Source organism: Lapillicoccus sp. (assembly GCF_025353065.1).
In the GTDB taxonomy this organism is placed as follows: domain Bacteria; phylum Actinomycetota; class Actinomycetes; order Actinomycetales; family Dermatophilaceae; genus Lapillicoccus.
Window position 1 is genome coordinate 1 of record NZ_JANXRJ010000009.1, and the last position, 24996, is coordinate 24996.

Below are 24996 nucleotides of genomic sequence, written 5' to 3' on the forward strand. Positions count from 1 at the left end.
CAGCAGGGCACCCAGGGTGACGACCGTCGTGACACCGAGCTGCTCGGCATACTCCAGCAGCTCGATCGTGAAGGACCGCCACCGCGTCGACGGCTCGATGCCCTCGATGAGCACGACGTCGCGCTCGAACCCGGTGTTGCGCGCCAGCAGGATCCGGGTCGTCGGCCAGACGATCCGGCGCTGACCCTCCTCGGACACGACGCGGGGGCGGTTGACCTGGAAGTCGTAGTACTCCTCGGGGTCGAGCGCCGCGATCGGCTCGGCGTCCCAGACGTCGACGAGGTGGGCGATGACGGACGTCGCCGCCTCCCCGGCATCGTTCCAGCCCTCGAAGGCGGCGATGAGGATGGGGTCCCGCAGCTCCGGGACGTCCTCGAGTTCGAGCACGAAGGGCCTCCGGCCGGTCGGTGGGTGTGATGGTCCGAGCGTCCCGGCCCGGTCGGGACGAGAGACCACCCACCCTATGACGTCGTCATGGGGCAACGGGGATGGTGCCTAGACTTGCGCGGTGACGTCCGCTCCTGGTCCCTCCCGACGGCTGCCGGCGGCGGTGCTGTGGGACATGGACGGCACCCTGATCGACAGCGAGCCCTACTGGATCGCCGAGGAGCACGCGCTCGTGGCGTCCTACGGCGGGGTGTGGACCGACGAGCACGCGCACGCACTCGTCGGCAACGCGCTCGAGGTGTCGGCGCAATACATCCTCGACCACTCCCCGGTCGATCTCACGGTGCTGCAGGTCGTGGACCGGCTGATGCACGGGGTGATGGGGCGTATCGAGGAGCACGTGCCCTGGCGGCCGGGCGCCTTCGAGCTGCTCGAGGCGCTGCGGGTGAGCGAGGTCCGCCTCGCCCTGGTCACGATGTCGTGGCGGCCCTTCACCGACCTGTTCGTCGGGCTGCTGCCCGAGGGCGCCTTCGACATCGTCGTGCCCGGCGACGCGGTGGGCCACGGCAAGCCGCACCCGGAGCCCTACCTCACGGCGGCGGGCCTGCTCGGCATCCGGGTGGAGGACTGCGTAGCCATCGAGGACTCCCCGTCGGGGGTGCGGTCGGCCGTGGCGGCCGGCGTCCCCACCATCGCCGTGCCCCACATCGTCCCGGTGCCCCGGCTCGCGGGATCGGTCCAGATCCCGACCCTCGCGGGGCTTCGTCCGGAGGACCTGCTACCGCTGCTCGACGCGGCCATCCGCCACCCCTAGGAGAGGCGACGCTCTCGGACGGGGGCCGCGAGTGGGGCGGACAACAGGGGCTGTCATCCCATTGTCAGGACAACTGCCGGTAGTCTGCCGCGGGGGACGGGCGCGCCGGCTCTCACAAGTGTCGTGAATCGTGGCAGCGGTCGGGAGGGACGGCGTGAAGGCCAAGCGGATCGACGTGAGCATCGACCGTTCCTCGCCGGTGCCGCTCTACCACCAGCTCGCCGAGCAGCTCACGGCCGCGATCGTCTCGGGCGAGCTGCAACCGGGCGACCCCTTCGAGAACGAGCTCGATCTCGTCGAGCGTCTCGCCGTGTCCCGCCCGACCGTCCGGCGCGCGATCGCGGAGCTCGTGGCCAAGGGTCTGCTGCTGCGTCGTCAGGGCCTCGGCACCCGGGTGGCGAACCGCAAGGTGCACCGCCGGGCCGAGCTCTCGAGCCTCTACGACGACCTCGCGCGCGATGGTGACAACCCCCAGACCCGCGTCCTGTCCATACAGCGCTCCACGGACGCGGTGGCGGCCCAGGCGCTCGACCTGCCCGACGACACGGCCATGATCGCGATCGTCCGGTTGCGGCTCGCCGGCGGCCGACCCTTCGCGATCCTGCGCAACTGGCTGCCCGCGGCGGTCGACCTCGGTCGCGCCGAGCTCGAGACCAGCGGCCTGTATGCCGTGCTGCGCGCCCGCGGCATCCGCCCCGTCGTCGCCCACCAGCAGATCGGCGCGCGGATGCCCACGCCCCAGGAACGTCGAGAGCTCGAGCTCAAGGGGACGCAGCCGCTGCTGACGATGACCCGCAGCGCCTTCGACGCGAGCGGCGCGGCGGTGGAGTACGGCTCGCACTGCTACCGGGCCGAGGACTACACGATCGAGGTCATGGTCGACGAGCGTTGAGGACCTTTGGTGCCCGACGAACGGCGCCCGACATAGGTCTCAGCCGTCCGGGTCGACGAGCCCCGTGACGACCGGGTCGACGGCCAGCGCCTCGGCGTCGCGGGGGAGCGGGGGCGGGGTGCCGCCCCACTCGGGACAGAGGGCCTTGTGGTCGCACCAGTCACACATTCTCGACTTGTGCGGCCGCCAGTCACCGTCTTCTGCGGCGCGCTGGATGGCTTCCCAGAGGGCCGTGATCTTGCGCTCGGTCGCGAGGAGGTCGTGCTCGTCGGGGGAGTAGCGCAGGACCTCTTTGTTGCCGAGGTAGACCAGCTGGAGCATCTGCGGGACGACGCCACGCAGCCGCCAGAGCACCAGCGCGTAGAACCGCATCTGGAACAGCGCCTTGGTCTCGAAGTGCTCACCCGGCGACCGTCCGGTCTTGTAGTCGACGATCCGCAGGGCCCCGTTGGGCGCGACGTCGATCCGGTCGACGATGCCGCGCAGCGTCAGTCCGTCGACCTGGGCCTCGACATACAGCTCCCGCTCCGCTGGCTCGAGCCGGGTGGGGTCCTCGAGGGTGAACCACGTCTCGATGAGCTTGACCGCCTCGCCGAACCAGGAGGCCTCCGTGCGCTGCTCGTCGGTCTCGAGCATCTCGGCGAGCTCGGGCTCCTCCTCGACGAGCCGCTCCCACTGCGGCGCGACCAGTGCGGCCGCCGCCTCGGGCGTGCGCTCCGCTGCGGGCAGGTCGAAGACCCGCTCGAGGACGGCGTGGACGAGGGTGCCACGGGCAGCGGCAGGTGACGGCGCTGAGGGGAGACGGTCGATGACGCGGAACCGGTAGAGCAGCGGGCACTGGAGGAAGTCGGCCGCTCGGCTCGGCGACAACGCTGCCGACCGCCCCGGCAGGGGTCCGCGGACGGTGCCCGGGGTGGGGGGTGCGGGCGGTGTGACCGGATCTGCGGTCGTCGTCATGCCTCGACTGTATGCCGGGCCCCCGACAGGGAGCCGGTGCGACACCGCGGAGCTCAGGACGAGGGTGGCGGCGCTCCGCCGGTGGCCAGCAGGTCGCGCCGGATCGAGCTCGCGCGGGACCGCTCGCTGACCACGACGGCGACCACCACGGCAAGGGTCGCGACGGCCCCCAGCACCGCGTTCGCGTCCTTGAGGTTGTAGCCGTAGGCGAAGACCGCGCCGCTCACGAGGAGGAGCACGAGGACCACCCGTCCGGCCGCCCTCCCACCCGCCGCCCGCCGCGCGCAGATGTCGGCGAGGTCGTCCGCGACCTGCTGCTCGGCGGGCGTCAGGGTCTCGCCGGAGCGCATCCGGCGACGGACGGACATGATCTCGGCGAACCCGGCCACCCGCTCCGGCTCGCTCTTGCCCGGACGCCGCAGCGCGGCATACGCGACGACCGCGGCCAGGAGATAGAGCAGCAGGCCGACCGGGATCGAGGCCAGGACACTGAGGCCGCCGACGGTCAGGAAGAAGGCGAAGGCAGTGACCCCGGTCACGAGCAGCACGCCGATGACGGCGAGCAGGTCCGAGCACACGAAGTAGCGCCCCACCCGTGTCCGCACGCTGTCGCCCTCTGGTCGATGTCAGGGTGACGATCCGTCGACCCGCTTCCCCGACTTTACTGAGCGAGGCGACGGCCAGGAGGGCGAGGGGGGACGCAGGACCGGCACGAGTCCGGTATGCCGCGTCAGTGACCTGACATTCCGGGCACCTGCCGGTCCTGCGTCCCACCCAGGCTCAGCCGTCCAGGCTTCGGCGGCTTCGGCGTCGGGGAGATCCCCTGCACGGCAGCGTTGCGCTCGAGGCGTCTGGCGGACCACCAGAGGGCGACCACGAAGACCAGATAGAGCAGGCACAGGATGACGTTGAAGACGCCCTGGGGGCCGTGGTCGAAGATGGCGACGGCAAGGACGCCGATCCCGAGAGGGATCGCGAACCAGATCAGCCGCCGTTGTCGACGAACTGTGTCGACCTGGCCCTGGGCGATCGCGCGGTCCTCGGGTTCGAGCGGCTGACCCTTGTGGAGTAGTCGAACAACCCGGCGACGATCCTTGACGTCACCGCTGACGATGGACCGCCGGGTGGCCCCCGGAAGCAGCATCCGACGGATGGTCAGCATGAGGGCGCCGCCGATCAGGAGTGGGAGACCGACGATCAGCGCGGACAGGAACCAGGGGTTCGGGTGTCGATCGGGGTGATCCCGGCCGAGCACGACAGTGGTGCCGAGGAGGACGGCGAGCTGCACGACGACGAAGCCCACGACGATGAGGACCCGCACGCGGACGAACTTCTGCAGCCGCTCGGCCTGATCGGGGTTCAGCTGGTCCTCGGGGGAGCCTCCTGGTCGGGGGGTCCACAGAGAGGGTCTCATCGGTGACTCCCGGCCGGCGACGGAGTGATGCCCGCGGCGGCGGCGGTCGCCATGATGCGGCGGTAGGTCCAGAGATACAACGGGACCAACGCCAGCAGGATCACGACGTAGACCCATCGCAACCAGGAACCATGGCTCTCGAGCGCGACAAGGATCACGAGCACCGGTGTCAGGGCCATCGCGACAAGGCTGGAGCGCCGCATGCTCGCTTGCACGTCGACAACCGCCTGGGCGGTTGGACGGTCGTCCTCCGGCAGCGGCCGGCCCCGCCGCAGCAGTGTGTTGACTCGCCTGATGTCCTTGCGATCGGCTACCAGTATCAGGCGCCGGAGTGGTCCGGGCCGTTGAAGGCGCCGGGCCCCCAGCCACCACGCGAGACCCAGGGCGACGATGCAGACCCTGACGAAGATCACGATCAAGCCGACGCCGGGTCGGCGCGACGGCGGACGGTGGTTGAGGAGGAGCACGAGGAGCACGGTCGCCAGGAGGAAACTCGCGGCGCTGAACAGAAGGGCTCGCCGCTGTCGACGCACGACGGCAGCCAGACGCCCGATTTCGTCAGGCGTCAGCGCCTGAGGTGCGGCGTGCGTCTGATCATCGGCGGCACTCGACACGTCGTGCCCGTCAGCTGGCCCCACGGCATACTCCTTCGTCGTCCCGCACCGACGTCAGAGATACCCAGGTTGCGTGCGGGCAGAACCGTCAGGGCCCGGGTGTGTGCCGCTCACGAGCGACGTGTGCGTGTGATGCCCTGACGCGCCGCGGCCGCGAGCAGCCGCCACGTGTCCCATGCGAATGCGGCGGAGAGGAGCAGGAAGATGCCACCGAAGAACAGCTCCGACAGACGACGTGGCTGACCGATGGCGAACAGGACCCACATCGCCACGCCGATCACCGCATAGGCCAGGGCGATCCAGCGCTGACGGGCGGCGTGATCGACAACGACCTGCGCCGCTTCCTGCTGGTCGGGCGGCAGAGTTTGGCCGCGGCGCAGGTGGACAGCGACGACACGCCGCTGCTCACCGGTCACCACGCGCATGCCTCGAGGCAGGGCACCACGTCGAACCTCAGTCCTCGGGCTGGTAGCCGAGGTTGGGGGAGAGCCACTTCTCGGCCTCGGCGAGGGTCCAGCCCTTGCGCTCGGCGTAGTCGGCGACCTGGTCCTGCGTGATCCGGCCGACGACGAAGTACTGCGACTGCGGGTGCGAGAAGTACCAGCCACTGACCGAGGCGCCGGGCCACATGGCCATGCTCTCGGTGAGCGACATGCCGGTATTGGCCTCCGTGTCGAGCAGCGACCAGAGGGTGAGCTTCTCGGTGTGGTCGGGGCAGGCGGGATAGCCCGGGGCGGGGCGGATGCCGGCGTACTTCTCCTCGATGAGCGAGACGTTGTCGAGGTGCTCGTCGGGCGCGTAGGCCCAGAACTCCTTGCGCACCCGCTCGTGCATCCGCTCGGCGAAGGCCTCGGCGAGGCGGTCGGCGAGCGACTCGAGCAGGATCGCGCTGTAGTCGTCGAGCTTGGCCTTGTAGTCGGCGACCCTGTCCTGGCTGCCGAGCCCGGCCGTCACGGCGAAACCCCCGACGTAGTCGTGCAGACCGCTGCCTGCCGGGGCGATGAAGTCGCTCATCGCCCGGTTCGGTATGCCGTCGCGGTGCTGCCCCTGCTGGCGCAGACCCAACAGCCTCGCCCGCACCTGCGTGCGGGACTCGTCGGTGTAGACCTCGATGTCGTCGCCGACCGAGGACGCGGGGAACAGGCCGATGACGCCGTTGGCGGTCAGCCACTTCTCGGCGACGACCTGGTCGAGCATCGCGTTGGCGTCGGCGTAGAGCCGGCGGGCGGCGTCGCCGGATGCGGGGTTGTTGAGGATGTCGGGGAAGCGGCCCTTCATCTCCCAGGCGCTGAAGAACGGCGTCCAGTCGATGTAGCGGCGCAGCTCCTCGAGGGGGTAGGCCTTGAAGGTCTTGACGAACTGCGTTGCCACGTCATGGCGGTGGTCGCACGCCGGGCCCTGGCAGACGTCCTTCGCCTGTTGGGTGAGCAGCCGCGGCCGGGGCGGGCGGTAGGAGGTCCAGTCGACCGGGGTCGGGTTGGCGCGGGCCTGCGCGAGGGTGAGCATCTTGCGGTCGCCGTGCTTGGCGTTGTGCCGGTCGCGGACCGAGTCGTAGTCGGCCTTGGTGTCGGCGACCAGCTTGGGCTTGAGCTCGGCCGAGAGCAGCGCGGCGGCGACCGGGACCGAGCGGGAGGCGTCCTTCACCCAGATGATCGGACCGTGGTACTTCGGGGTGACCTTGACCGCCGTGTGCGCCTTCGAGGTCGTGGCGCCGCCGATGAGCAGGGGGATGTCGAAGCCCTGGCGCTCCATCTCGGAGGCGAAGTTGACCATCTCGTCGAGGGACGGGGTGATCAGGCCGGAGAGTCCGATGATGTCGGCCTTCTCGGCCCGGGCGGCGTCGAGGATCTTCTGCGCCGGCACCATGACCCCGAGGTCGACGACGTCGTAGTTGTTGCACTGGAGCACGACCCCGACGATGTTCTTGCCGATGTCGTGGACGTCGCCCTTGACCGTCGCCATGATGATCTTGCCCTTGGCCCGCTCGACGTCGCCGGGCTTCTTCTCGGCCTCGATGAACGGGATCAGATACGCCACGGCCTTCTTCATCACGCGGGCGCTCTTGACCACCTGCGGGAGGAACATCTTGCCGGCGCCGAAGAGGTCGCCGACGACGTTCATGCCGTCCATCAGCGGACCCTCGATGACCTCGATCGGTCGCCCGCCACGGGCGGAGATCTCGGCTCGCAGCTCCTCCGTGTCGGACTCGGCGTGCAGGTCGATGCCCTTCACGAGGGCATACGTGATCCGCTCGCCGACGGGCAGCGAGCGCCACTCCTCGACGACCGCTTCCTGTTTGGTGTCACCGGTGTTGAAGCGGTCGGCGACCTCGAGCAGCCGGTCGGCGGCGTCGGGACGGCGGTTGAGGACGACGTCCTCGATCCGCTCCCGCAGCTCGCCGTCCACCTGGTCGTAGACCACCAGCGCTCCGGCGTTGACGATGCCCATGTCCATGCCCGCGGAGATGGCGTGGAAGAGGAAGACCGCGTGGATCGCCTCGCGCACCGCGTTGTTGCCGCGGAAGGAGAACGACACGTTGGAGACTCCGCCGGAGATGAGGGCCCCGGGGAGGTTGTCCTTGATCCACCTGGTGCCCTCGATGAAGTCGACGCCGTAGTTGACGTGCTCCTCGATGCCCGTCGCGAGGGCGAAGATGTTGGGGTCGAAGATGATGTCCTCAGCGGGGAAGCCGACCTCGTCGACGAGGATGTCGTAGGCCCGCCGGCAGATCGTCTTGCGCCTCTCGAGGGTGTCGGCCTGGCCGTCCTCGTCGAAGGCCATCACGACGACCGCCGCACCGTACTTGCGGCAGAGGCGCGCGTGCTCGATGAACGGCCCGACGCCCTCCTTCATCGAGATCGAGTTGACGATCGGCTTGCCCTGGACGCACTTCAGTCCGGCCTCGATGACCTCCCACTTCGAGGAGTCGACCATCAGGGGGACGCGCGAGATGTCGGGCTCGCTGGCGATCAGCTTGACGAAGCGGTCCATCGCGGCGACGCCGTCGATCATGCCCTCGTCCATGTTGATGTCGATCACCTGCGCGCCGGCCTCGACCTGCTGGCGGGCGACGTTGAGCGCGGTCGGGTAGTCCTCGTCCTTGATCAGCTTGCGGAAGCGGGCCGAGCCGGTGATGTTGGTGCGCTCGCCGACGTTGACGAAGAGCGACTGCGGGACGATGTTGAGCGGCTCGAGGCCGGAGAGCCGTAGGGCCGGCGCGACGTCCGCGGGCACGCGAGGCGCCGCGCCGTCGGCGGCCTTCGCGATGGCCGCGATGTGGTCGGGCGTGGTGCCGCAGCAGCCGCCGAGGAGGTTGACCAGCCCGTCGGTGGCGAACCCGCCCACCACGGAGGACATCTGCTCGGGGGTCTCGTCGTACTCCCCGAAGGCGTTGGGCAACCCCGCGTTGGGGTAGCAGGAGACGAAGCACCCGGCGATGCGGGACAGCTCGGCGACGTAGGGCCGCATCTCATCGGCGCCGAGGGCGCAGTTGAGGCCGACGGCGAGCGGCCGGGCGTGCCGGACAGAGTTCCAGAACGCCTCGGTGACCTGCCCCGAGAGGGTGCGGCCGGAGGCGTCGGTGATCGTGCCGGAGATGACGACCGGCCAGCGCCGCCCGTAGTCCTCGAACAGCGTCTCGACGGCGAAGATCGCCGCCTTGGCGTTGAGGGTGTCGAAGATGGTCTCGATGACGAGCAGGTCGGCGCCGCCGTCGACGAGCCCGCGGGCGGCCTCGAGGTAGGCCTCGACGAGCTCGTCGTAGGTCACGTTGCGCTTGCCCGGGTCGTTGACGTCCGGGGAGATCGAGGCGGTGCGGTTGGTCGGGCCGAGAGCGCCAGCGACGAAACGCGGGCGGTCGGGGGTCTTGGCCGTCATCGCGTCGCACTCGAGGCGGGCCAGGCGGGCCGCCTCGAGGTTCATCTCGTAGGCGAGCTCCTCCATGCCGTAGTCGTGCATCGAGATGACCGTGGAGTTGAAGGTGTTGGTCTCGACGACGTCGGCGCCCGCCTGCAGGTATTCCCGGTGGATGCCGCGGATGATGTCCGGCTGCGACAGGGTGAGGAGGTCGTTGTTGCCCTTGACGTCGCTCGGCCAGTCGGCGAAGCGGTCGCCGCGATACTCGGCTTCACCGAGCTCGTGCCGCTGGATCATCGTGCCCATCGCGCCGTCCAGGACGAGGATGCGCTCCCGCATGAGGCCCGTGAGGGTCTCGGTGGCGTCGGGGCGGAGATCCTGGGGGACGTCCTGCTGCTGGGTCACGGGCACTCTCTCGTCGGCAAGGGTCAAGTCTCCAAGTATGCCGCCTCAACCACAGCCGACGCTCAGGTGTTCCCTTCATGGGGCTCACGTGTCGTGACGTAGTGTCGACCCATGTCCGCAGGCCAGCCCGTGCCCGCCGTCGGGGCGCCCTCCTACGGCTGGCGGCTCGCGAGCGTCCGCGGCATACCGATCTATCTGGGGCGCAGCTGGCCGTTCTTCGCGATCTTCGTTGTTTTCGTCCTGGGGTCGAAGGTCACCCAGCCCACCACGCTGGAGCAGGGGGGCACCTACGGGTATGCCGTGGGGCTGGGTTACGCCCTCCTCCTGCTCGCCTCCGTCCTCCTCCACGAGGGCGCGCACGCCGTGACGGCTGCGCGGACCGGGCACCGGGTCGACCGCATCGTCGCCGACCTGATGGGTGGGCACACCGTCTACTCCGGTGAGCAGTCGCGGCCGGGTGCGAGCGCCGTCATCGCGATCGTCGGTCCGGTGACCAACCTCGTGATCGCGTTGCTGGCCTACGTCGCGTACCAGCAGGTGCCTCCTAGCACGGCCTACCTCCTGCTGGGAGCCCTGTACTACTCGAACCTCTTCGTGGGGCTGTTCAACCTGGTGCCCGGGCTCCCCCTCGACGGCGGTTTCGTCGTCGACGCGCTGGTGTGGAAAGTGACCGGCGACCGCAACCGCGGCCTGATCGTCGCGGGCTGGGTCGGTCGGGTCCTGACCGTGCCCGTGGTCCTCGGCTACGTCGGCTGGGGCGTGCGCGGTGGGGCGACGCAGCCGACCCAGCTGATCGTGAACTTCGCCATCGCCGGTCTCGTCGGCGCGTTCCTCTGGGCCGGTGCGACGAACGCCATCCGTGTCGGGACGACCGGTCGGGCCATCCAGCGGGTGACCATGGCCCGGGTCCTCCGCCCGATCGCGCTCGTGGGCGTCGGCGAGAGTCTCGCCCAGGCCATGCAGCGGACCGGCCCGGTCCAGGGCGCCGTGATCGCCGTCGACGAGGGCGGCCGGCCGATGGGCATCGTCGACGTCGCCGCCGCCAACGCCGTCGACGCGGCCCATCGCGCGCAGGTCACCGTCGCCTCCGTCGTCGCCCGCCAACCCGACGGGTGGGTCGTCGCGGCCGACCCGGACTCCTCCGATGTCTCGGGGGTCATCGACGCCATCGTCTCCCGCGCGAAGTCCCCCCAGGGGATGCCCCAGATCGTGCTCGTCGTCGATCGCTCCGGGAGGCCGCTCGGCACCGTCTCGCTCGCCGACCTCGACGCGGCGCTCGACGCCTGAGCAGGCCAGGCCTCCCGGCCCCCGGATTGGGGTGAAACCGCGTCATCGATGACGCGTCTGGACCCCAATCCGGGCGGGGTGGGTGAACCTGGGGGCTCCCCTTGTCCACACCCCCACCTCCTGTCGTCCCACAATCCACAGGCTGCCGAGAGGGGCTGGCCGCGAGTGGCCCGAGCGCGGTTGGCTGGGTCATGCCCCGGACGGAGAGCGCGGGCCGACGAGAGGGGACGTGCTGGTGACGGCACAGGCAACACATGCGGCACAGGTAACACCGGCAACCGCAGCGGCACAGGCGACACCGGAGGCGTCGACCAACGAGGTGCTCCTGGTCGGACGCGTGAGCGGGGTGCCCGAGGCCCGGGAGATGCCGAGCGGGGACGAGGTCGTCCAGTTCCGGGTGGTGATTCGCCGGCCACCGGCGAAGAAGCCGGCGCGTCGGGCGGCGATCGGACCCAGCGGCGAGGGCGGGGGATCCGGAAGCGCCGGCACGAGCAGCGTGACGCGCACGCAGGTGGACACCATCGACGTCGCCTGCTGGTCGGCGTCGAGCCGGCGGGCGGCCCGCCGGTTCACCGACGGCGACGTCGTCGAGGTCCAGGGCGCCCTGCGTCGGCGGTTCTACCGGGCGGGGCCCGCCACGGTCAGTCGCTACGAGGTGGAGGCGGCAACCGTCCGACGACACACGTGAGAACGGGCACCTCTCCGGCAAGGTCTCCTGCCAGGTCAGTGGGGGAGGAGCACGCCCTCGAGCTCGTCCAGGGCGAGCGCGGCATACCCCTGCCACAGCCGCCCGAAGACCGGCATGGCCACCGCCGCGACGGACGATGCCGGGTGCACCGTCCACCGCCAGGTGACGCTCGCTCCGCTGCCGGCCGGCTCCACCCGCCAGGCCCCGTCGACGGAGGTGGCCAGCGCCTTGAGCGGACCCGTGAGGTCGGTGATGCGGTAACGGAACTCGGTCGGGGTCTCGACCGCGGTCAGCTCCTCGCGCATCGTCCCGCCGCCGGCGAGGTGGATGACGCGGGTCTGCCCGGGCCGCGCCCACGGGCCGTCCTGCCCCGAGACGCCCTGGATCGGGGGGATCGGCCCGTAGCGGTGCCGGAAGATCACCTCGAGCGGCGCCGGCAGAAGGACGGCGAAGGCCTCCGCAACGGCGACGGGGTAGGTGCACGAGCGCTGGACCTCGAGGGGGCTGACCATGACCGGGAGCCTAGGGCCGTTGCGAGGTGCCCGGGTCGATGCGGGTGGCAAGACCGTCGAGGAGCAGCGTCAGTCCGAACTCGAAGGCGGTGATCTCCTCGTGCTCGAGATAGCCGCTGGTGTCGTCCGGGTCGCGGTCCGGCTGGTCGAAGACCCGGGCTGCCTGCAGTCGCGTGATCGTCGGATAGCGCTCGGACCAGGACTCGTCGACGGCCAGCTCCTCGAGCAGACCGGAACGGACCCGCCACCACTCGTCCTCCGGCATCCCTGTCGCCTGCTCCGCGGTCCGGGTGTCGGCGACCGCCTTGGCCGCGCCACCGATGAAGCTGACGACCGCGCCCACCATCTGACTGACCTCCAAAGGCTCGAGGCCCAGCCCCTCGAAGAGAGACAGTGACGCCTCGTAGCCGTCGAACTCGTGGGGGGAGAGCAGCGGCCGGGCACCCTAACTGCCGCACCCACGGGTGGCGAGCCGAGAACGCCCACCGCTCCCAGGCTGTCATCGAGCACAGCCTCGACGTCATCGCCCGCGCCGACTGGGTCATCGACCTCGGCCCGGGCGCCGGCAGCGGGGGAGGCCGGGTCGTCTTCGAGGGCCCGCCGGCTCAGCTGATGTCTCGGCGCCGGAACACGGCCGCCCCGAGGGCGACCAGGACGACGCTCAGTACGAGGAGGTAGTACCCGGCGTGGGTCGTGCTGATCAGCTCCGGCTGGGTGCACACTCCCTGGGGCGTGCAGTCCCCGGACCGGTCGTCCAGCAGGCCGCCCTGCAACCACGCCATCACGTTGTAGAACACCAACCACGGGCGGGACTCGGGGACAGAAGAGCGGAGCGCACTGAGCACCAGCCCTTCGACCACGACGAGGTAGCCGATCGCCAGCCCGAGTGCGGCTGCGGTGTTGCGCAGGAGCGCCGCGACGACGCCGCCGAGGGCCCCGGCGACGCCGAAGACGGCCACCGTCCGGACCGCCGTCCAGAGGAGTCCGCTTCCCGGGTCACCCGACGTGGTGCCGACGATCTGGTTCGACCGCGCGATGAGGTAGACCGCCGCGATGACGAGCGCGACGGCGATCGCCGCGACCATCAGCACCCCGGCGGCCACCGCGGTGAGCTTGCTGGCATACACCCGTCCCCGGCGCGGCTCGTAGGTCAGCCACGTGCCGATGGCCCCGGACGAGAACTCGGCAGCGACGAAGGACACGCCCACGAGGAACGCGATGAAAATGAGGAAGTACGCGATCGCGGAGACCGAGGAGGTTGCCACCGTGGCGAACACCGCCGACTGTGCGCCGGGGTCGGCCGAGCGTCCGAAGGCGGTGCAGTTGAAGTTGGCGTTGGGGTCCTGCTGCTGTCGGGCCTGCGCCTAGGGCCGCGAGACACGGCTGCACCTGTTCCGCCTGCACCTGAGCGATCCGCGCAGGGGTGAGGTCATAGACCTGGCCGTTGGCGCCGTAGGCCGTGATGCCGATGACGACCAGCATCCCTAAAGCGGCGAAGAGCGTGAGCCGGCGGGCGAGCAGCCGGCGCAGCTCGACGACGACGAGGCGGGTCACCGGTGCCTCCCCGGCTCGCCGGCGTCGGGTATGCCGGTGTCGCGGGTGATCCGAGGAAGACCGACTCGAGGTCGGCGCGGATCGGTGTCAGCTCGCTGACCCACAGCCCGGACCCGGCGAGCAGCCGGGTGATCGCGGCGCCGTCGGCGACGCCCTCCACGACGAAGCCGTCACTGTGATCGGTGTTGTCGCTGCCATCGGCGCCGGCACGCACCTGCCAGCCGGCGCCCGTCATCACCAGGCGCGCCGCATCCGAGTCCGCCACCCTGACGCGGAAGCCCGACGAGTGCCCGCTGCCGATGACGTCGGCGACGGTGCCCGAGGCGAGCAGCCGTCCGCGGGCGATGATCGAGACGGTGTCGGCGACGTGCTCCACCTCGGCGAGGATGTGGCTGCTCACCAGCACCGTCTTGCCCTGCTGCCCGAGCGCCCGCATCGTCGCGCGGATGTCGTGGATCCCCGCCGGGTCGAGCCCGTTGGTCGGCTCGTCGAAGATGAGGAGGTCGGGGTCCTTCAGCAGGGTGGCGGCGATCGCGAGCCGCTGTTCATCCCGAGCGAGTAGGTGGCGAACCGGTCCTTGCCGCGGTCGCCGAGCCCGCTCTGCTCGAGCACCAGCCCCACCCGCTGCGCGGGGGCGCCGATGGCGGCGGCGAGCAGGTCGAGGTTGCGCCTTCCGCTGAAGTTCGGGAAGAACTTCGGCGACTCGACGATCGCCCCGATCCGGCCGACGACGCTCGGCAGTTGCGCAGGGACCGGCGACCCGAAGATCTGCATCGTCCCCGAGTCGGGCCGGACGAGGCCGAGGAGCATCCGGATCGAGGTCGTCTTGCCGGAGCCGTTCGGGCCGAGGAAGCCGTGCACCCCCCCGGCCGGCACCCGCAGGTCGAGTCCCTCGACGGCGACCTGACGGTGTCCGCGGCGACTGAGATAGGACTTGCGCAGCCCGGTGGTGGCGATCGCGAGATCGTGTGCGTCACGATCGGCGAGCTGGAGGGACGGTATGGCCGAGGTCTGTGTGGTCATCGTGCGGAGCTCCCCCTGTGAGTCGAGCCGCCCGTCGAGGCGGTCCGACCGCGTCCGGGTCGACCACCGGTCGGCGTCGACCCTTCGAGCCCCGACCCTAGACTCACCCATCGTGACCGACCCGGATCAGATGCACGACACTTTGGCCAGCGTGACCCCCCTTCGCGTGCTGCGAGGACCGTTCGCCGTCGGCGAACGGGTGCAGCTCACGGACGCCAAAGGGCGCCTCCACACGATCGTCCTCGAGGCTGGTCGCGAGTTCCACACCCATCACGGTCGGCTGCTGCACGACGCCGTCATCGGCTGCGCGGACGGCTCCGTCGTGACCAACACCGGTGGCATCGACTACCTCGCGCTCCGACCGCTGCTGGCTGACTACGTCATGTCGATGCCACGCGGCGCAGCCGTCATCTATCCCAAGGACGCCGGCCAGATCGTCATGATGGCCGACATCTTCCCGGGTGCTCGGGTCGTCGAGGCCGGGGTCGGCTCGGGGGCCCTGAGCATGTCGTTGCTGCGGGCCATCGGCGAGCACGGTGAGCTCGTCTCGTTCGAACGACGCGAGGACTTCGCCGACATCGCCCGGGGCAACGCCCGCGCCTTCTTCGGGGTGGACCACCCGGCCTGGAGGGTGGTCGTCGGCGACCTCGTCGAGGCACTGCCCAGCGCCGTGGGGACCGGCTCGGTCGACCGGGTGGTCCTCGACATGCTCGCGCCCTGGGAGTGCCTCGACGCCGTGGGCGACGCCCTGGTGCCGGGGGGAGTGCTCATCTGCTACGTCGCGACGGCCACCCAGCTGAGCCGGGTCGCCGAGGCGATGCGCGAGCACGGCGGCTACACCGAGCCGTCGGCCTGGGAGTCGCTCGTCCGCGGCTGGCACCTCGAGGGTCTCGCGGTGCGTCCCGAGCACCGGATGCACGGGCATACCGGCTTCCTGATCTCGACCCGACGACTGGCCCCGGGCGTCGCCGCGCCGCACCGCACCCGACGTCCGGCGAAGGGCATCATCGGACCTGCGGAGGGCGATAGGGCGGCCTCCGACGGCAGGTCGGACGGCGAGCCAGAAAGCGCGACGGGCCCGGCGCCGGAGCAGCGTGCCGAGGACGGGTGGACGGCGGAAGCGCTCGGTGAACGGCATGTTTCCGAGAAGAAAATTCGACGCGTACGCCGGAGTGTGACCGAAACCTCCGACGGCTGAAGCGATCGCCGGGTTAGGGTCAAGTGGTCCGTTCAGCCCGCCCTCGTCAGGAGGCGCCGATGTCCGAGCCCATGGCCCCCGAAGGTCAGCCCAACGAGCCCGCGTCCCAGTCGGAACCGACGCGGGCCGTGTCAGCGGCCGACGCGCAGGAGCTGGCCCGTCTGCGGGACGAGGTGCGCGACCTGCGCGACTCGCTGCGCGGCAGCCCCACCCGCTCCCGCGAGCTCGAGAACCGCGTGCTCCAGCTGCAGACCTCGCTGTCGACGCTCTCCAACCAGAACGAGCGCCTCGTGCGCACGCTCAAGGAGGCCCGCGAGCAGATCGTCACCCTCAAGTCCGAGGTGGACCGGCTCGCCCAGCCGCCCAGCGCCTACGGCCTCATCATCGAGTCCTACGACGACGCCACCGTCGACATCCTGACCTCGGGTCGCAAGATGAGGGTGGCCGTGAGCCCCAGCGTCGACCCGGCCACGCTGAGCGCCGGCCGCGAGGTCATGCTCAACGAAGCCCTCAACGTGGTCGCGACCTGCGGCTACGAGCGGGTCGGCGAGGTCGTCATGGTCAAGGAGCTGCTCGACGACGACCGGATCCTCGTGGTGGCGCACGCCGACGAGGAGCGCGTATGCCGCCGGGCCGAGTCGCTCGAGGGTGAGCCGATCCGGGTCGGTGACGCGCTGCTGCTCGACCCGCGCTCGAGCTTCGTCTACGAGCGGATCCCCAAGGCCGAGGTCCAGGACCTCGTCCTCGAAGAGGTGCCCGACATCGCCTACGAGGACATCGGCGGCCTGGCCGGCCAGATCGAGCAGATCCGTGACGCGGTCGAGCTGCCCTACCTCCATCCCGAGCTGTTCAAGGAGCACGAGCTGCGCCCGCCGAAGGGCATCCTGCTCTACGGCCCCCCTGGCTGCGGCAAGACGCTGATCGCCAAAGCGGTCGCCGCCTCGCTGGCCAAGAAGGTCGCCGAGCGCACCGGCCAGACCACCGAGAAGAGCTACTTCCTCAACATCAAGGGTCCGGAGCTGCTCAACAAGTACGTCGGTGAGACCGAGCGCCACATCCGGCTGATCTTCCAGCGGGCGCGGGAGAAGGCGTCCGAGGGCTCGCCCGTCGTCGTCTTCTTCGACGAGATGGACTCGCTCTTCCGCACCCGTGGCTCCGGCGTCTCCAGCGACGTCGAGACCACGATCGTCCCGCAGCTGCTGTCCGAGATCGACGGCGTCGAACGCCTCGAGAACGTCATCGTCATCGGCGCGTCCAACCGCGAGGACATGATCGACCCGGCCATCCTGCGTCCCGGACGGCTCGACGTGAAGATCAAGATCGAGCGCCCGGACGCCGAGAGCGCGCGGGACATCTTCTCCAAGTACCTCACCAACACCCTGCCGCTGCACCGCGACGACCTCGCCGAGAACGGGGGCAACCGGGTGGCGACCGTCGAGGGGATGATCCAGGCGACGGTCGAGCGGATGTACTCCGAGATCGACGAGAACCGCTTCCTCGAGGTGACGTATGCCGGCGGCGACAAGGAGATCCTCTACTTCAAGGACTTCAACTCCGGCGCGATGATCCAGAACATCGTCGACCGGGCGAAGAAGATGGCGATCAAGGACTTCCTCACCATCGGCCAGAAGGGCATCCGCGTCGAGCACCTTCTTGCCTCCTGCGTCGATGAGTTCAAGGAGAACGAGGACCTGCCCAATACGACCAACCCCGACGACTGGGCCCGCATCTCCGGCAAGAAGGGGGAGCGGATCGTCTACATCCGCACCCTCATCAACACCAAGGACGGCACCGAGCCCGGCCGCTCGATCCACAACGTCGCCAACACGGGCCAGTACCTGTAGGCCGCTTCGTCTCGACGACCGTCAGAGCAGGGTGTAGCCGCCGTCGATGACGACGGTTTCGCCGACGACGAATCGAGAGCCGTCGCCGGCGAGGTAGGCGACGAGCTCGCCGAGCTCCTCGGGCTCACCCATCCGTCCGGCCGGCGTGCGGCGGAGCCACTCGTCGCGCATCTCCGGCAGCCGGGCGGCGACGTCGCGGGTCATCTCGGAGGCGAAGTAGCCCGGAGCGATCGCGTTGACCCGGATGCCGTGGGGGAGCCACTCGACGGCGAGGCTCTTGGTGAGCATCGAGACGGCCGCCTTGGACGTGTTGTATGCCGCCTGCTGCTGGGGCACGTTGACGATCAGTCCCGACATCGAGGCGACGTTGACGATGCTTGCGACCCGCTCCGCCGCGATGGCCCGCCGGGCGAACTCGCGGCAGACGACGAAGGTGCCGGTGAGGTTGACGTCCATCAGGGCCCGCCACTCCTGAGTCGTGGTCTCGAGGGCCGGCTTGTCCATGGCCACTCCGGCGGCGTTGACGAGCACCGTTGCCACACCGAGCAGCTCGGCCGCCGCGTCGAGTGCGGAGGCGACGGACGCGTCGTCCGTCACGTCGATCGCCCGACCCTCCACCCGGCGCCCGGTCTCGGCTTCGAGCGCCGCGGCGGTCGCGGCCACGTCCTCGAGCCGGTCGAGGAGGACCACGTCGGCGCCGCGTTGGGCCAGGCTGCGTGCCATCGCCAGCCCGAGCCCCCGACCACCACCGGTGACGACGGCCACCCGGCCGAGGAACGGAGGCTGCGTCGCGTCGCTCACCGGCCGAAGGTAGCACCGCGCCGACGGGTTCGGAGGTCTTGACAGCAACCGGGACCTCGTCTTTAATCAACTCATCAGTTGATCAACCGAAAGATTGACCATGCAGGGCATCGGCGAGGTCGGCGAAGACGAGTTGGACCGCGCCTTCCTTGCCCTGGCCGACCCGGTCAGACGAGCGCTCGTCGCCCGGCTGAGTCGCGGACCCCAGACCGTCAACGACCTCGCTGCGCCCTTCGCGATCACCAAGCAGGCGGTCTCGCGGCACATCCAGGTGCTGGAGCAGGCCGGTCTCGTGACTCGCACCCGGGACGGTCAGCGCCGGCCGGTGCACCTCGCCGCCAGCCGGCTCGAGGAGCTGACGTCCTGGATCGACGGCTACCGACTCATCCACGAACACCAGTTCCGTTCTCTCGACGCCGTCCTCGCGGCGCGACCCCCCACACACACCGCCGCCGCCCCAACCGTCAAGGAGGAACCCTGATGACCAACCAGCTGACCGTCACGGCCCCCGAGGGCCCGCCCCTCACCGAGTTCACGCGTGAGTTCGACGCACCGGTCGAGGCCGTCTTCGAGGCGTTCCGCGACCCCGCACTGGTCCGACAGTGGCTCGGGCCGCACGGCTACGACATGGACCTCGAGACCTACGACTTCAGGACCGGTGGGCGCTACCGCTACCGTCACCGCACTCCCGATGGCGCCGAGTACGCATTCCGCGGCGTCTTCCACACCCTGCGGGACAACGAGTTCGCCGTCCAGACCTTCGAGTTCGAGGGAGTCCCTGATGTCGTCAGCCTCGACCGGATGACCTTCGTCCGCCTCGACGGCGGACGCACCCGGCTCGAGGGACACTCGATGTTCCCGTCCGTCGAGGCCCGTGACGTGATGGTGGCGAGCGGCATGGCCGACGGCATGAGCCAGGGCTACGACCGGCTCGACACCGTCGTGTCGTCGGTCACGGCCTGATCACCCCAACAGACAGAGGATCTCATCATGGACTGGACTCTCGAAGTCGTCATCCTCCCGGTCAGCGACCTCGACCGGGCGATCGCCTTCTACCGCGACCAGCTCGGTTTCCACCTCGACCACGACACCCGCAACGAGCACATGCACGTCATCCAGCTGACCCCTCCCGGGTCGGGCTGCTCGATCGTCCTGGGTGACCTGCCGTCCCAGAACGAGATGGCTCCCGGGTCGATGCGAGGTCTCCAGCTCGTCGTCGCCGATGCTCGCGCCGGTCGCGCCGAGCTGGTCTCGCGTGGGGTGGAGTGCAGCGAGGTCACTGCCTTCGACGAGCGCGACGGCGGCACGTTCTTCTGGTTCGCCGACCCCGACGGCAACACCTGGTCCGTCCAGGAGTTGCGGGCGCGAGCCGACAAGCCGCTCATCCCCCTCGAGCACCGGGGCCGGTCCGACATATGAGGGACGGCCCTCAGGGGATGCGCGCTGTCCAGGCCGGATCGGCGTACTTCGCCGTGGCCAGCGACGCCGCCTCCTCGCGGGTCGGCTCGTCGAGGTCGACCCGGGTGAGCCCGTAGCTGCGCTCGAAGTGCCCGATCATCGCCTCCACCACGGCGGCCCGTGACAGACCGGTCTGCGACCGGATGGGGTCGACCCGCTTGCCGGCGCTGACGTGACCCTTGTCGGAGAGCTTCTCCCGGCCGATGCGCAGGATGTCGGTCATCGCCGCGGCGTCCATGTCGTAGGACATCGTCACGTGGTGGAGCACCACTTTGGAGGCCAGCCGCTTCTGGGCCGCACCGCCGATCTTGCCCGCCGGAGAGGCGATGTCGTTGAGCGGCACGTAGCTCGCGTCGACGCCGAGCTCGCGCAGCGCCCGGATGACCCAGGCGTCGAGGAAGGCGGAGGACTCGGCGAAGGACATGCCCTCCACGAGCGAGGTGGGCACGTAGAGCGAGTAGGTGATGGTGTTGCCGGGCTCGACGAACATCGCTCCGCCACCGGAGATCCGCCGGACGACGGTCGTATGGTGCCGGGCCGCGGCCTCGAGGTCGACCTCGTTGGAGAGCGACTGGAAGGACCCGATGATGACGGCGTTCGAGGCCCACTCCCACACCCGCAGGGTCGGCGGCCGGACGCCCGCTCCCACCTGCCGGGCGATGACCTCGTCGAGAGCCATCTGCATCGCCGGGTGCTGGGGACCTGTGTCCAGCAGCTCGACGTCGAGATCGCCCCACCCCGTCGAGCGACCGAGAGCCCGCAGCACGGCGAACGCCACCGACCGGGCATCGAAGCCCACGAGGGTCGCCTCCCGCGTCGCGGCAGCGACCGCGTGCTCGAGCTGGGCCAACGACGCCGACGCCGGTATGCCGTCGAGAGCCGCGGTGATGTCGTCGAGCGCCTCGTCGGGCTCGAGGAAGAAGTCCCCGGAGACCACGACCTGCGCGATCCGGTCGTCCCGGACCTCGAGGTCGACGACGACGAGCTTGCCACCGGACACCTTGAACTCACCATGCACGGGAGGGGAACACCGTTGGGGCGCAGTCGCTTCCCACCGAGCCGCCCGGCATACGGACGTCACGGCTCCTTTGTGGGCCGGCCTTCTCTGCCGGGCAGCGCGATCGGCCGGTGAGCTGTCTGCGTCAGCCGGCTCGGCTGACCGCTGGGCCGAATCTGCCTGCCAGGTAACGCCATCCGAGCAGCACCGCGCCGAGGAACAAGGTCGCGACGACGATGAACGAGGCTGCGGTGCCCTGACCCACGACCGCCCGGAGCAGCATCCCCACCACGACCGTGGCGACCCAGACGACGATGCCCGGGCCGAGGTCGACGGCCCAGCGGTGCGAGCGCCACCAGACCAGGGCCCAGCCGAGGGCGCCGCCCACCAGGAACGGCATCGCCGTGCTGACGGCCCCGACCACGGGATTCTGTTCGGCGTGGCTCGCCCGACCGATCGCGGCGAAGATCAGCACCAGGACCGCGTCGATGACTGCGGCCACCACCGGCGACCGGAGATCGGGCAGCCACGGACGGGGGGCAGCCGACGGGGTCGTCGCAGGGACGGGCGCTTCGGAGGGGACGTGCTTCTCGGGAGTCGTCGGCACGTCGGGAGTGTTGGGCACCCCAGGAGTATTCGGCACGTCAGAAGGGGAGCTTGGGCTGGGGCGGGGCATGCGTCGGGTCGACACCCTCGAAGAGCGACGACACCGACTTTCCCTGGTGGATGCGGGAGATCGCCTCGGCGAAGAGCTCGGCGACGGACCTGATCCGCAGCTCCGGCCAGCCCCGCGGCGGCGGCACCGTGTCGGTCGTCACGACCTCGTTGATCATCGGGTGGTCGCGCAGCCGTTCGACCGCCTGGCCGGCGAACAGGCCGTGCGTGCAGGCGATCGAGGCTTCCGTGCACCCGACGTCCTTGAGCCGCTCGAGGAGCTCGATGATCGAGCCGCCCGTGGCGATCTCGTCGTCCAGGACGATCGCCCGCTTGCCGGCCACGTCACCGACGATGGCGTCGATGACGACCCGGTCGTCGGTCAGGCGCTGCTTGCTGCCGGCGGCCACGGGGAGCCCGAGGAGCCGCGCGAACTGGGTGGCGGTCTTGGCGTTGCCGAGGTCGGGGGAGACCACGATGGTGTCGGTGAGGTCGGCCCCCCGGTAGTGGTCGGCCAGCACCCCGATGGCGGTGAGGTGGTCGACGGGGACGGAGAAGAAGCCGTGGACCTGCGGGGCGTGCAGCGCCATCGTCAGCACCCGGTGGGCCCCGGCGGTCGAGAGCATGTCGGCGACGAGGCGTCCGCCGAGGGAGATCCGGGGTGCGTCCTTCTTGTCCGAGCGCGCGTAGGCGTAGTGCGGCATCACGGCGGTGATCTGGGCCGCGGAGGCGCCCCGCGCTGCGTCGATCATCAGCAGCAGCTCCATCAGGTGCTCCTGGGTGGGCGGCACGAGCGGCTGGATGATGTAGACGTCGCGCTGGCGGCAGTTCTCCAGCAGCTGGGCCTGCAGGCAGTCGTTGCTGAAGCGTTTGATGTCGACGGCCGAGCGTGCCACCCCGAGGTGGTCGCAGATGCGGTCGGCGAGGCGGGGGTGTGCTGTTCCGGAGAAGACGACGACGTCGTTCACGAGCACCCTTCCGGGGGGACGGCGGCGGTGGCCTTCAGACTAACGGTCGGTGAAGCCCGGTGGAACGTCTGCCGCCGACCGCTCTGTCACATGTGCCCTGACACCGGCGCGAGGTACTGCCGCAGCTCGGTCGCGAGCTCGAGGCGCGCCTGCGGGCCGGTGACGGTGGCCCCGGGGAAGCTCATGAAGCCGTGGGGGGTGCCGAGGTAGTTCGTCGTGCGGGTGGGCACGCCCGCGGCGCGCAGCCTGGCGGCATACGCCTTCCCCTCGTCGCGCAGCGGGTCGAGGTCCGCGGTCTGGACGAGCGCCGGCGGAAGGCCGCCGAAGTCGTCCGCGAAGAGCGGCGAGATCAGCGGGTCGTCGAGCGGCAGCCCGCTGGGCACGGCATACAGCTCGAGGAAGGCGTCGATGGCCCGGCGCGTCAGCACGGGCGCGTCGGCGTGCTCGGCGATCGAGGGGTGGCTGCGCGTCGCGTCCGTGCCGGGGTAGAGGAGAGCCTGGTGGGAGATGCGCGGGCCACCCTCGGCGCGGACGACCTGGGTGACGATGGCCGCCAGGTTGCCGCCGGCGGAGTCGCCGCTGACGGCGATCCGTGCGGGGTCGCCGCCGAGCGCCGCGGCGCCGGACTCCACCCACCGGAGTGCGTCGACGCAGTCGTGCGCCGCCTGCGGTGCGACGTGCTCGGGGGCAAGGCGGTAGTCGATGCTCAGCACGAGGGCGGGGACGGCGTCGGCGATGAAGCCGCAGAGGGGGTCGTAGCCGAGGACCGAGCCGAGGACCCAGCCGCCGCCGTGGAAGAAGAGGACCACCGGCAGCGGTCCCGTCGCGGCCCTGGGCCGATAGACCCGCACGCCGACGTCGTGCCCGTCCCGAGCCGGGAAGCTCGTCGACGAGATCTGTACCCCCTTGGGCACTGCACCGGTGACCCAGGAGAAGGGGGCGCGGGAGGGGACCACCCGGGCCCGGGTCGCCCGGATCTGCTCGAGCGTCAGGCTAGCGACGTCGAGGGCGCCGGCCCGGTCGTAGGCGGTGGTGAACACCTTGGTGCGCAGGGGCATCGACGGAGACGTCAGCGACATGTCACCCATCCTGCCCCGCGCGGTGTCATCCCGCCGACATATGGTGATGAGCATGACCGTACGCCGCGTGATGGGGATCGAGACCGAGTACGGCATCTCCGTGCCCGGCGACCCGACCGCCAACCCGATGATCCTGTCGGGCCACGTCGTCAACGCCTATGCCAGCTCCCACGGGGTCCGGTCGGGGCGGGCCAGCTGGGACTACGCCGACGAGGCACCGCTGCGGGACGCCCGGGGCTTCGAGGTGGGCCGCGGCGCCGCCGACCCCAGCCAGCTCACCGATATCGAGGACCCGACCCTCGCCAACGTCGTGCTCACCAACGGCGCCCGGCTCTACGTCGACCACGCCCACCCGGAGTACAGCTCTCCCGAGGTCACCACCCCCCGAGGCGCCATCACCTGGGACCGGGCGGGCGAGCTGATCATGCTCGAGTCCGTGCGCCGCCTGTCGGGCATCCCCGGCCAGCCCGGGGTCAACCTCTACAAGAACAACACCGACGGCAAGGGCGCCTCCTACGGCACCCACGAGAACTACATCATGCGTCGCGAGACCCCCTTCTCCGAGGTGGTGCGCCACCTCGTCCCCTTCTTCGTCGCCCGGCAGGTGATGGTCGGTGCGGGTCGGGTGGGCATCGGCCAGGACTCGCGCAACCCCGGTTTCCAGGTCAGCCAGCGGGCCGACTTCTTCGAGGTCGAGGTCGGGCTCGAGACGACCCTGAAGCGGCCGATCATCAACACCCGCGACGAGCCGCACGCCGTCGCCGACCTCTACCGCCGGCTCCATGTGATCATCGGCGACGCCAACCAGTGCGACGTCGCCAACCTCCTCAAGCTGGGCACGACCTCCGTCGTGCTCGCGATGATCGAGGACGGGGCGATGCCGCAGGACCTCACCCTCGTCAAGCCGGTCGCCACGCTGCACGCCATCTCGCACGACCCCACCCTGCGTGCGCAGGTCACCCTCCGCGACGGTCGGCACCTGACGGCGCTCGAGCTGCTCTGGGCCTACCACGACGCGGCGGCCGCCTACCTCGCGGACCGCGGGCTCGACAGCGGCGACGACCCCGACACCACCGAGGTGATGACCCTCTGGGCCGATGTGCTCACGCGGCTCGGCACCGACCCCATGTCGTGCGCCCGCGACCTCGACTGGGTCGCCAAGCTGCAGCTGCTCGAGGGCTACCGTGACCGCGACAACCTCGGCTGGGACGACCCGCGACTGAGCGCCATCGACATCCAGTGGAGCGACATCCGCCCCGAGAAGGGCCTGTTCCACCGCCTCCTCGAGCGGGGTCGGGTGACCCAGCTCGTCGACGAGGTCGCCGTGAAGGCCGCGGTCACCGAGCCGCCCGAGGACACCCGGGCGTGGTTCCGGGGGAAGTGCCTCGAGAAGTTCGCGCCACAGATCGCCGCGGCGTCGTGGGACTCGGTCATCTTCGACGTCCCCGGCCGTCATGCCCTGCAACGGGTTCCGATGCTCGAACCGTTGCGCGGGACCAAGGCTCACGTCGGCGAGATCATGGACCGGAGCCCGGACGTGACCACGTTGTTGCGTGAGTTGGACGCGGCATCCGGCTAGGGTCGCCGTATCGGTC

25 protein-coding genes and 2 pseudogenes are annotated in these 24996 nt (G+C 70.2%); 11 read left to right on the plus strand and 16 right to left on the minus strand.

What is annotated here, in order from left to right; all coding sequences use genetic code 11:
- Positions 1-387, minus strand: a 387-nt coding sequence (locus Q0R63_RS00435; protein WP_295692380.1) for a PAC2 family protein, incomplete at its 3' end; no start/stop codon positions are given.
- Between the two features lie 121 nt (positions 388-508).
- Here Q0R63_RS00435 and Q0R63_RS00440 point away from each other — a divergent pair.
- The gene (locus Q0R63_RS00440) at positions 509-1201 is read left to right on the plus strand and encodes an HAD family hydrolase (protein WP_295692383.1); all 693 of its coding nucleotides are present in this window, start codon (positions 509-511) and stop codon (positions 1199-1201) included.
- 154 nt (positions 1202-1355) lie between these two features.
- On the plus strand, positions 1356-2093 hold the full coding sequence (locus tag Q0R63_RS00445) for a GntR family transcriptional regulator (protein ID WP_295692386.1): 738 nt from the start codon (positions 1356-1358) through the stop codon (positions 2091-2093).
- A 39-nt stretch (positions 2094-2132) separates the two neighbouring features.
- Here the strand turns inward: Q0R63_RS00445 and Q0R63_RS00450 are convergent, their stop codons facing one another.
- The 6 genes from Q0R63_RS00450 to metH form a co-directional block, all read right to left on the minus strand.
- Complete coding sequence (locus Q0R63_RS00450) at positions 2133-3050, minus strand: PD-(D/E)XK nuclease family protein (protein ID WP_295692389.1); 918 nt, start codon at positions 3048-3050, stop codon at positions 2133-2135.
- A 53-nt stretch (positions 3051-3103) separates the two neighbouring features.
- A complete protein-coding gene (locus tag Q0R63_RS00455) occupies positions 3104-3655 on the minus strand; it encodes a hypothetical protein (RefSeq protein ID WP_295692392.1) in 552 nt (183 codons plus the stop codon).
- A 125-nt stretch (positions 3656-3780) separates the two neighbouring features.
- Entirely contained in the window at positions 3781-4464 is a 684-nt protein-coding gene (locus tag Q0R63_RS00460) for a hypothetical protein (RefSeq protein WP_295692396.1), read from the minus strand.
- Positions 4461-5102, minus strand: coding sequence for a hypothetical protein (locus Q0R63_RS00465; protein WP_295692398.1), 642 nt, complete (start codon positions 5100-5102; stop codon positions 4461-4463). The genes Q0R63_RS00460 and Q0R63_RS00465 overlap by 4 nt, the downstream gene beginning before the upstream one ends.
- 86 nt (positions 5103-5188) lie before the next feature.
- Positions 5189-5503 (minus strand): hypothetical protein, encoded by a 315-nt coding sequence (locus Q0R63_RS00470; RefSeq protein ID WP_295692400.1) that lies wholly within the window; start codon positions 5501-5503, stop codon positions 5189-5191.
- Positions 5504-5531: 28 nt separating this feature from the next.
- Complete coding sequence (metH, locus tag Q0R63_RS00475; RefSeq protein WP_295692583.1) at positions 5532-9272, minus strand: methionine synthase; 3741 nt, start codon at positions 9270-9272, stop codon at positions 5532-5534.
- Between the two features lie 177 nt (positions 9273-9449).
- Here metH and Q0R63_RS00480 point away from each other — a divergent pair, with 177 nt between their 5' ends.
- Together Q0R63_RS00480 and Q0R63_RS00485 are read left to right on the plus strand one after the other, a co-directional pair.
- Entirely contained in the window at positions 9450-10625 is a 1176-nt protein-coding gene (locus Q0R63_RS00480) for a M50 family metallopeptidase (RefSeq protein WP_295692404.1), read from the plus strand.
- A gap of 235 nt (positions 10626-10860) precedes the next feature.
- The gene (locus tag Q0R63_RS00485) at positions 10861-11313 is read left to right on the plus strand and encodes a single-stranded DNA-binding protein (RefSeq protein ID WP_295692407.1); all 453 of its coding nucleotides are present in this window, start codon (positions 10861-10863) and stop codon (positions 11311-11313) included.
- Between the two features lie 35 nt (positions 11314-11348).
- Here the strand turns inward: Q0R63_RS00485 and Q0R63_RS00490 are convergent, their stop codons facing one another.
- The gene (locus Q0R63_RS00490; protein ID WP_295692410.1) at positions 11349-11825 is read right to left on the minus strand and encodes an SRPBCC family protein; all 477 of its coding nucleotides are present in this window, start codon (positions 11823-11825) and stop codon (positions 11349-11351) included.
- A gap of 10 nt (positions 11826-11835) precedes the next feature.
- Positions 11836-12258 carry a TetR/AcrR family transcriptional regulator C-terminal domain-containing protein gene (locus Q0R63_RS00495; protein WP_295692587.1) on the minus strand — a complete coding sequence of 141 codons (423 nt, stop codon included), beginning with the start codon at positions 12256-12258 and terminating at the stop codon, positions 11836-11838.
- Positions 12259-12305: 47 nt separating this feature from the next.
- Between Q0R63_RS00495 and Q0R63_RS00500 the strand changes: the two are divergent.
- Positions 12306-12503: pseudogene (locus tag Q0R63_RS00500) on the plus strand (hypothetical protein); the annotation flags it as partial.
- Here the strand turns inward: Q0R63_RS00500 and Q0R63_RS00505 are convergent.
- Both Q0R63_RS00505 and Q0R63_RS00510 read right to left on the minus strand, forming a co-directional pair.
- Positions 12431-13090 (minus strand): ABC transporter permease subunit, encoded by a 660-nt coding sequence (locus tag Q0R63_RS00505; protein WP_295692412.1) that lies wholly within the window; start codon positions 13088-13090, stop codon positions 12431-12433. The pseudogene Q0R63_RS00500 and the gene Q0R63_RS00505 sit on opposite strands and share 73 nt — an antisense overlap.
- A 164-nt stretch (positions 13091-13254) precedes the next feature.
- Positions 13255-14402: pseudogene (locus tag Q0R63_RS00510) on the minus strand (ATP-binding cassette domain-containing protein).
- Between the two features lie 130 nt (positions 14403-14532).
- Between Q0R63_RS00510 and Q0R63_RS00515 the strand changes: the two are divergent.
- Positions 14533-15600, plus strand: a complete 1068-nt coding sequence (locus Q0R63_RS00515; protein WP_295692589.1) for a tRNA (adenine-N1)-methyltransferase — start codon at positions 14533-14535, stop codon at positions 15598-15600.
- A 236-nt stretch (positions 15601-15836) separates the two neighbouring features.
- Complete coding sequence (gene arc, locus Q0R63_RS00520; protein ID WP_366521055.1) at positions 15837-17444, plus strand: proteasome ATPase; 1608 nt, start codon at positions 15837-15839, stop codon at positions 17442-17444.
- A 21-nt stretch (positions 17445-17465) separates the two neighbouring features.
- Here the strand turns inward: arc and Q0R63_RS00525 are convergent, their stop codons facing one another.
- Positions 17466-18245 carry an SDR family oxidoreductase gene (locus Q0R63_RS00525; RefSeq protein ID WP_295692417.1) on the minus strand — a complete coding sequence of 260 codons (780 nt, stop codon included), beginning with the start codon at positions 18243-18245 and terminating at the stop codon, positions 17466-17468.
- A 100-nt stretch (positions 18246-18345) separates the two neighbouring features.
- On the opposite strand from Q0R63_RS00525, the gene Q0R63_RS00530 reads away from it, so the two are divergent.
- The 3 genes from Q0R63_RS00530 to Q0R63_RS00540 are packed head-to-tail and all read left to right on the plus strand — an operon-like array spanning position 18346 to position 19664.
- Positions 18346-18726: a metalloregulator ArsR/SmtB family transcription factor gene (locus Q0R63_RS00530; RefSeq protein ID WP_295692420.1), complete on the plus strand. Its 381-nt coding sequence runs from the start codon at positions 18346-18348 to the stop codon at positions 18724-18726.
- Positions 18726-19208, plus strand: coding sequence for an SRPBCC family protein (locus tag Q0R63_RS00535; RefSeq protein WP_295692423.1), 483 nt, complete (start codon positions 18726-18728; stop codon positions 19206-19208). The genes Q0R63_RS00530 and Q0R63_RS00535 overlap by 1 nt, the downstream gene beginning before the upstream one ends.
- A gap of 27 nt (positions 19209-19235) precedes the next feature.
- Positions 19236-19664 carry a VOC family protein gene (locus Q0R63_RS00540; RefSeq protein ID WP_295692426.1) on the plus strand — a complete coding sequence of 143 codons (429 nt, stop codon included), beginning with the start codon at positions 19236-19238 and terminating at the stop codon, positions 19662-19664.
- Between the two features lie 10 nt (positions 19665-19674).
- Here Q0R63_RS00540 and Q0R63_RS00545 read toward each other — a convergent pair whose 3' ends face one another.
- The 4 genes from Q0R63_RS00545 to Q0R63_RS00560 all read right to left on the minus strand — a co-directional run bounded on the left by Q0R63_RS00545 (position 19675) and on the right by Q0R63_RS00560 (position 23401).
- Positions 19675-20721, minus strand: coding sequence for a biotin/lipoate A/B protein ligase family protein (locus Q0R63_RS00545; RefSeq protein ID WP_295692429.1), 1047 nt, complete (start codon positions 20719-20721; stop codon positions 19675-19677).
- A 124-nt stretch (positions 20722-20845) separates the two neighbouring features.
- The gene (locus tag Q0R63_RS00550; RefSeq protein WP_295692432.1) at positions 20846-21325 is read right to left on the minus strand and encodes a DUF3054 domain-containing protein; all 480 of its coding nucleotides are present in this window, start codon (positions 21323-21325) and stop codon (positions 20846-20848) included.
- Positions 21326-21344: 19 nt separating this feature from the next.
- Complete coding sequence (locus Q0R63_RS00555; protein WP_295692435.1) at positions 21345-22322, minus strand: ribose-phosphate diphosphokinase; 978 nt, start codon at positions 22320-22322, stop codon at positions 21345-21347.
- Between the two features lie 86 nt (positions 22323-22408).
- Positions 22409-23401, minus strand: coding sequence for an alpha/beta hydrolase (locus tag Q0R63_RS00560; RefSeq protein WP_295692437.1), 993 nt, complete (start codon positions 23399-23401; stop codon positions 22409-22411).
- 52 nt (positions 23402-23453) lie between these two features.
- Between Q0R63_RS00560 and dop the strand changes: the two genes are divergently transcribed.
- On the plus strand, positions 23454-24980 hold the full coding sequence (gene dop, locus Q0R63_RS00565; RefSeq protein WP_295692441.1) for a depupylase/deamidase Dop: 1527 nt from the start codon (positions 23454-23456) through the stop codon (positions 24978-24980).
- Positions 24981-24996: the final 16 nt, after the last annotated feature.

Bases quoted from the DNA above. Each gene is read 5' to 3' on its own strand.
- Q0R63_RS00450 (WP_295692389.1), bottom strand. From the start codon at position 3,050: ATGACGACGACCGCAGATCCGGTCACACCGCCCGCACCCCCCACCCCG.
- Q0R63_RS00460 (WP_295692396.1), bottom strand. From the start codon at position 4,464: ATGAGACCCTCTCTGTGGACCCCCCGACCAGGAGGCTCCCCCGAGGAC.
- Q0R63_RS00470 (WP_295692400.1), bottom strand. From the start codon at position 5,503: ATGCGCGTGGTGACCGGTGAGCAGCGGCGTGTCGTCGCTGTCCACCTG.
- metH (WP_295692583.1), bottom strand. From the start codon at position 9,272: ATGCGGGAGCGCATCCTCGTCCTGGACGGCGCGATGGGCACGATGATC.
- Q0R63_RS00480 (WP_295692404.1), top strand. From the start codon at position 9,450: ATGTCCGCAGGCCAGCCCGTGCCCGCCGTCGGGGCGCCCTCCTACGGC.
- Q0R63_RS00490 (WP_295692410.1), bottom strand. From the start codon at position 11,825: ATGGTCAGCCCCCTCGAGGTCCAGCGCTCGTGCACCTACCCCGTCGCC.
- Q0R63_RS00515 (WP_295692589.1), top strand. From the start codon at position 14,533: ATGCACGACACTTTGGCCAGCGTGACCCCCCTTCGCGTGCTGCGAGGA.
- Q0R63_RS00530 (WP_295692420.1), top strand. From the start codon at position 18,346: ATGCAGGGCATCGGCGAGGTCGGCGAAGACGAGTTGGACCGCGCCTTC.
- Q0R63_RS00535 (WP_295692423.1), top strand. From the start codon at position 18,726: ATGACCAACCAGCTGACCGTCACGGCCCCCGAGGGCCCGCCCCTCACC.
- Q0R63_RS00540 (WP_295692426.1), top strand. From the start codon at position 19,236: ATGGACTGGACTCTCGAAGTCGTCATCCTCCCGGTCAGCGACCTCGAC.
- Q0R63_RS00560 (WP_295692437.1), bottom strand. From the start codon at position 23,401: ATGTCGCTGACGTCTCCGTCGATGCCCCTGCGCACCAAGGTGTTCACC.
- dop (WP_295692441.1), top strand. From the start codon at position 23,454: ATGACCGTACGCCGCGTGATGGGGATCGAGACCGAGTACGGCATCTCC.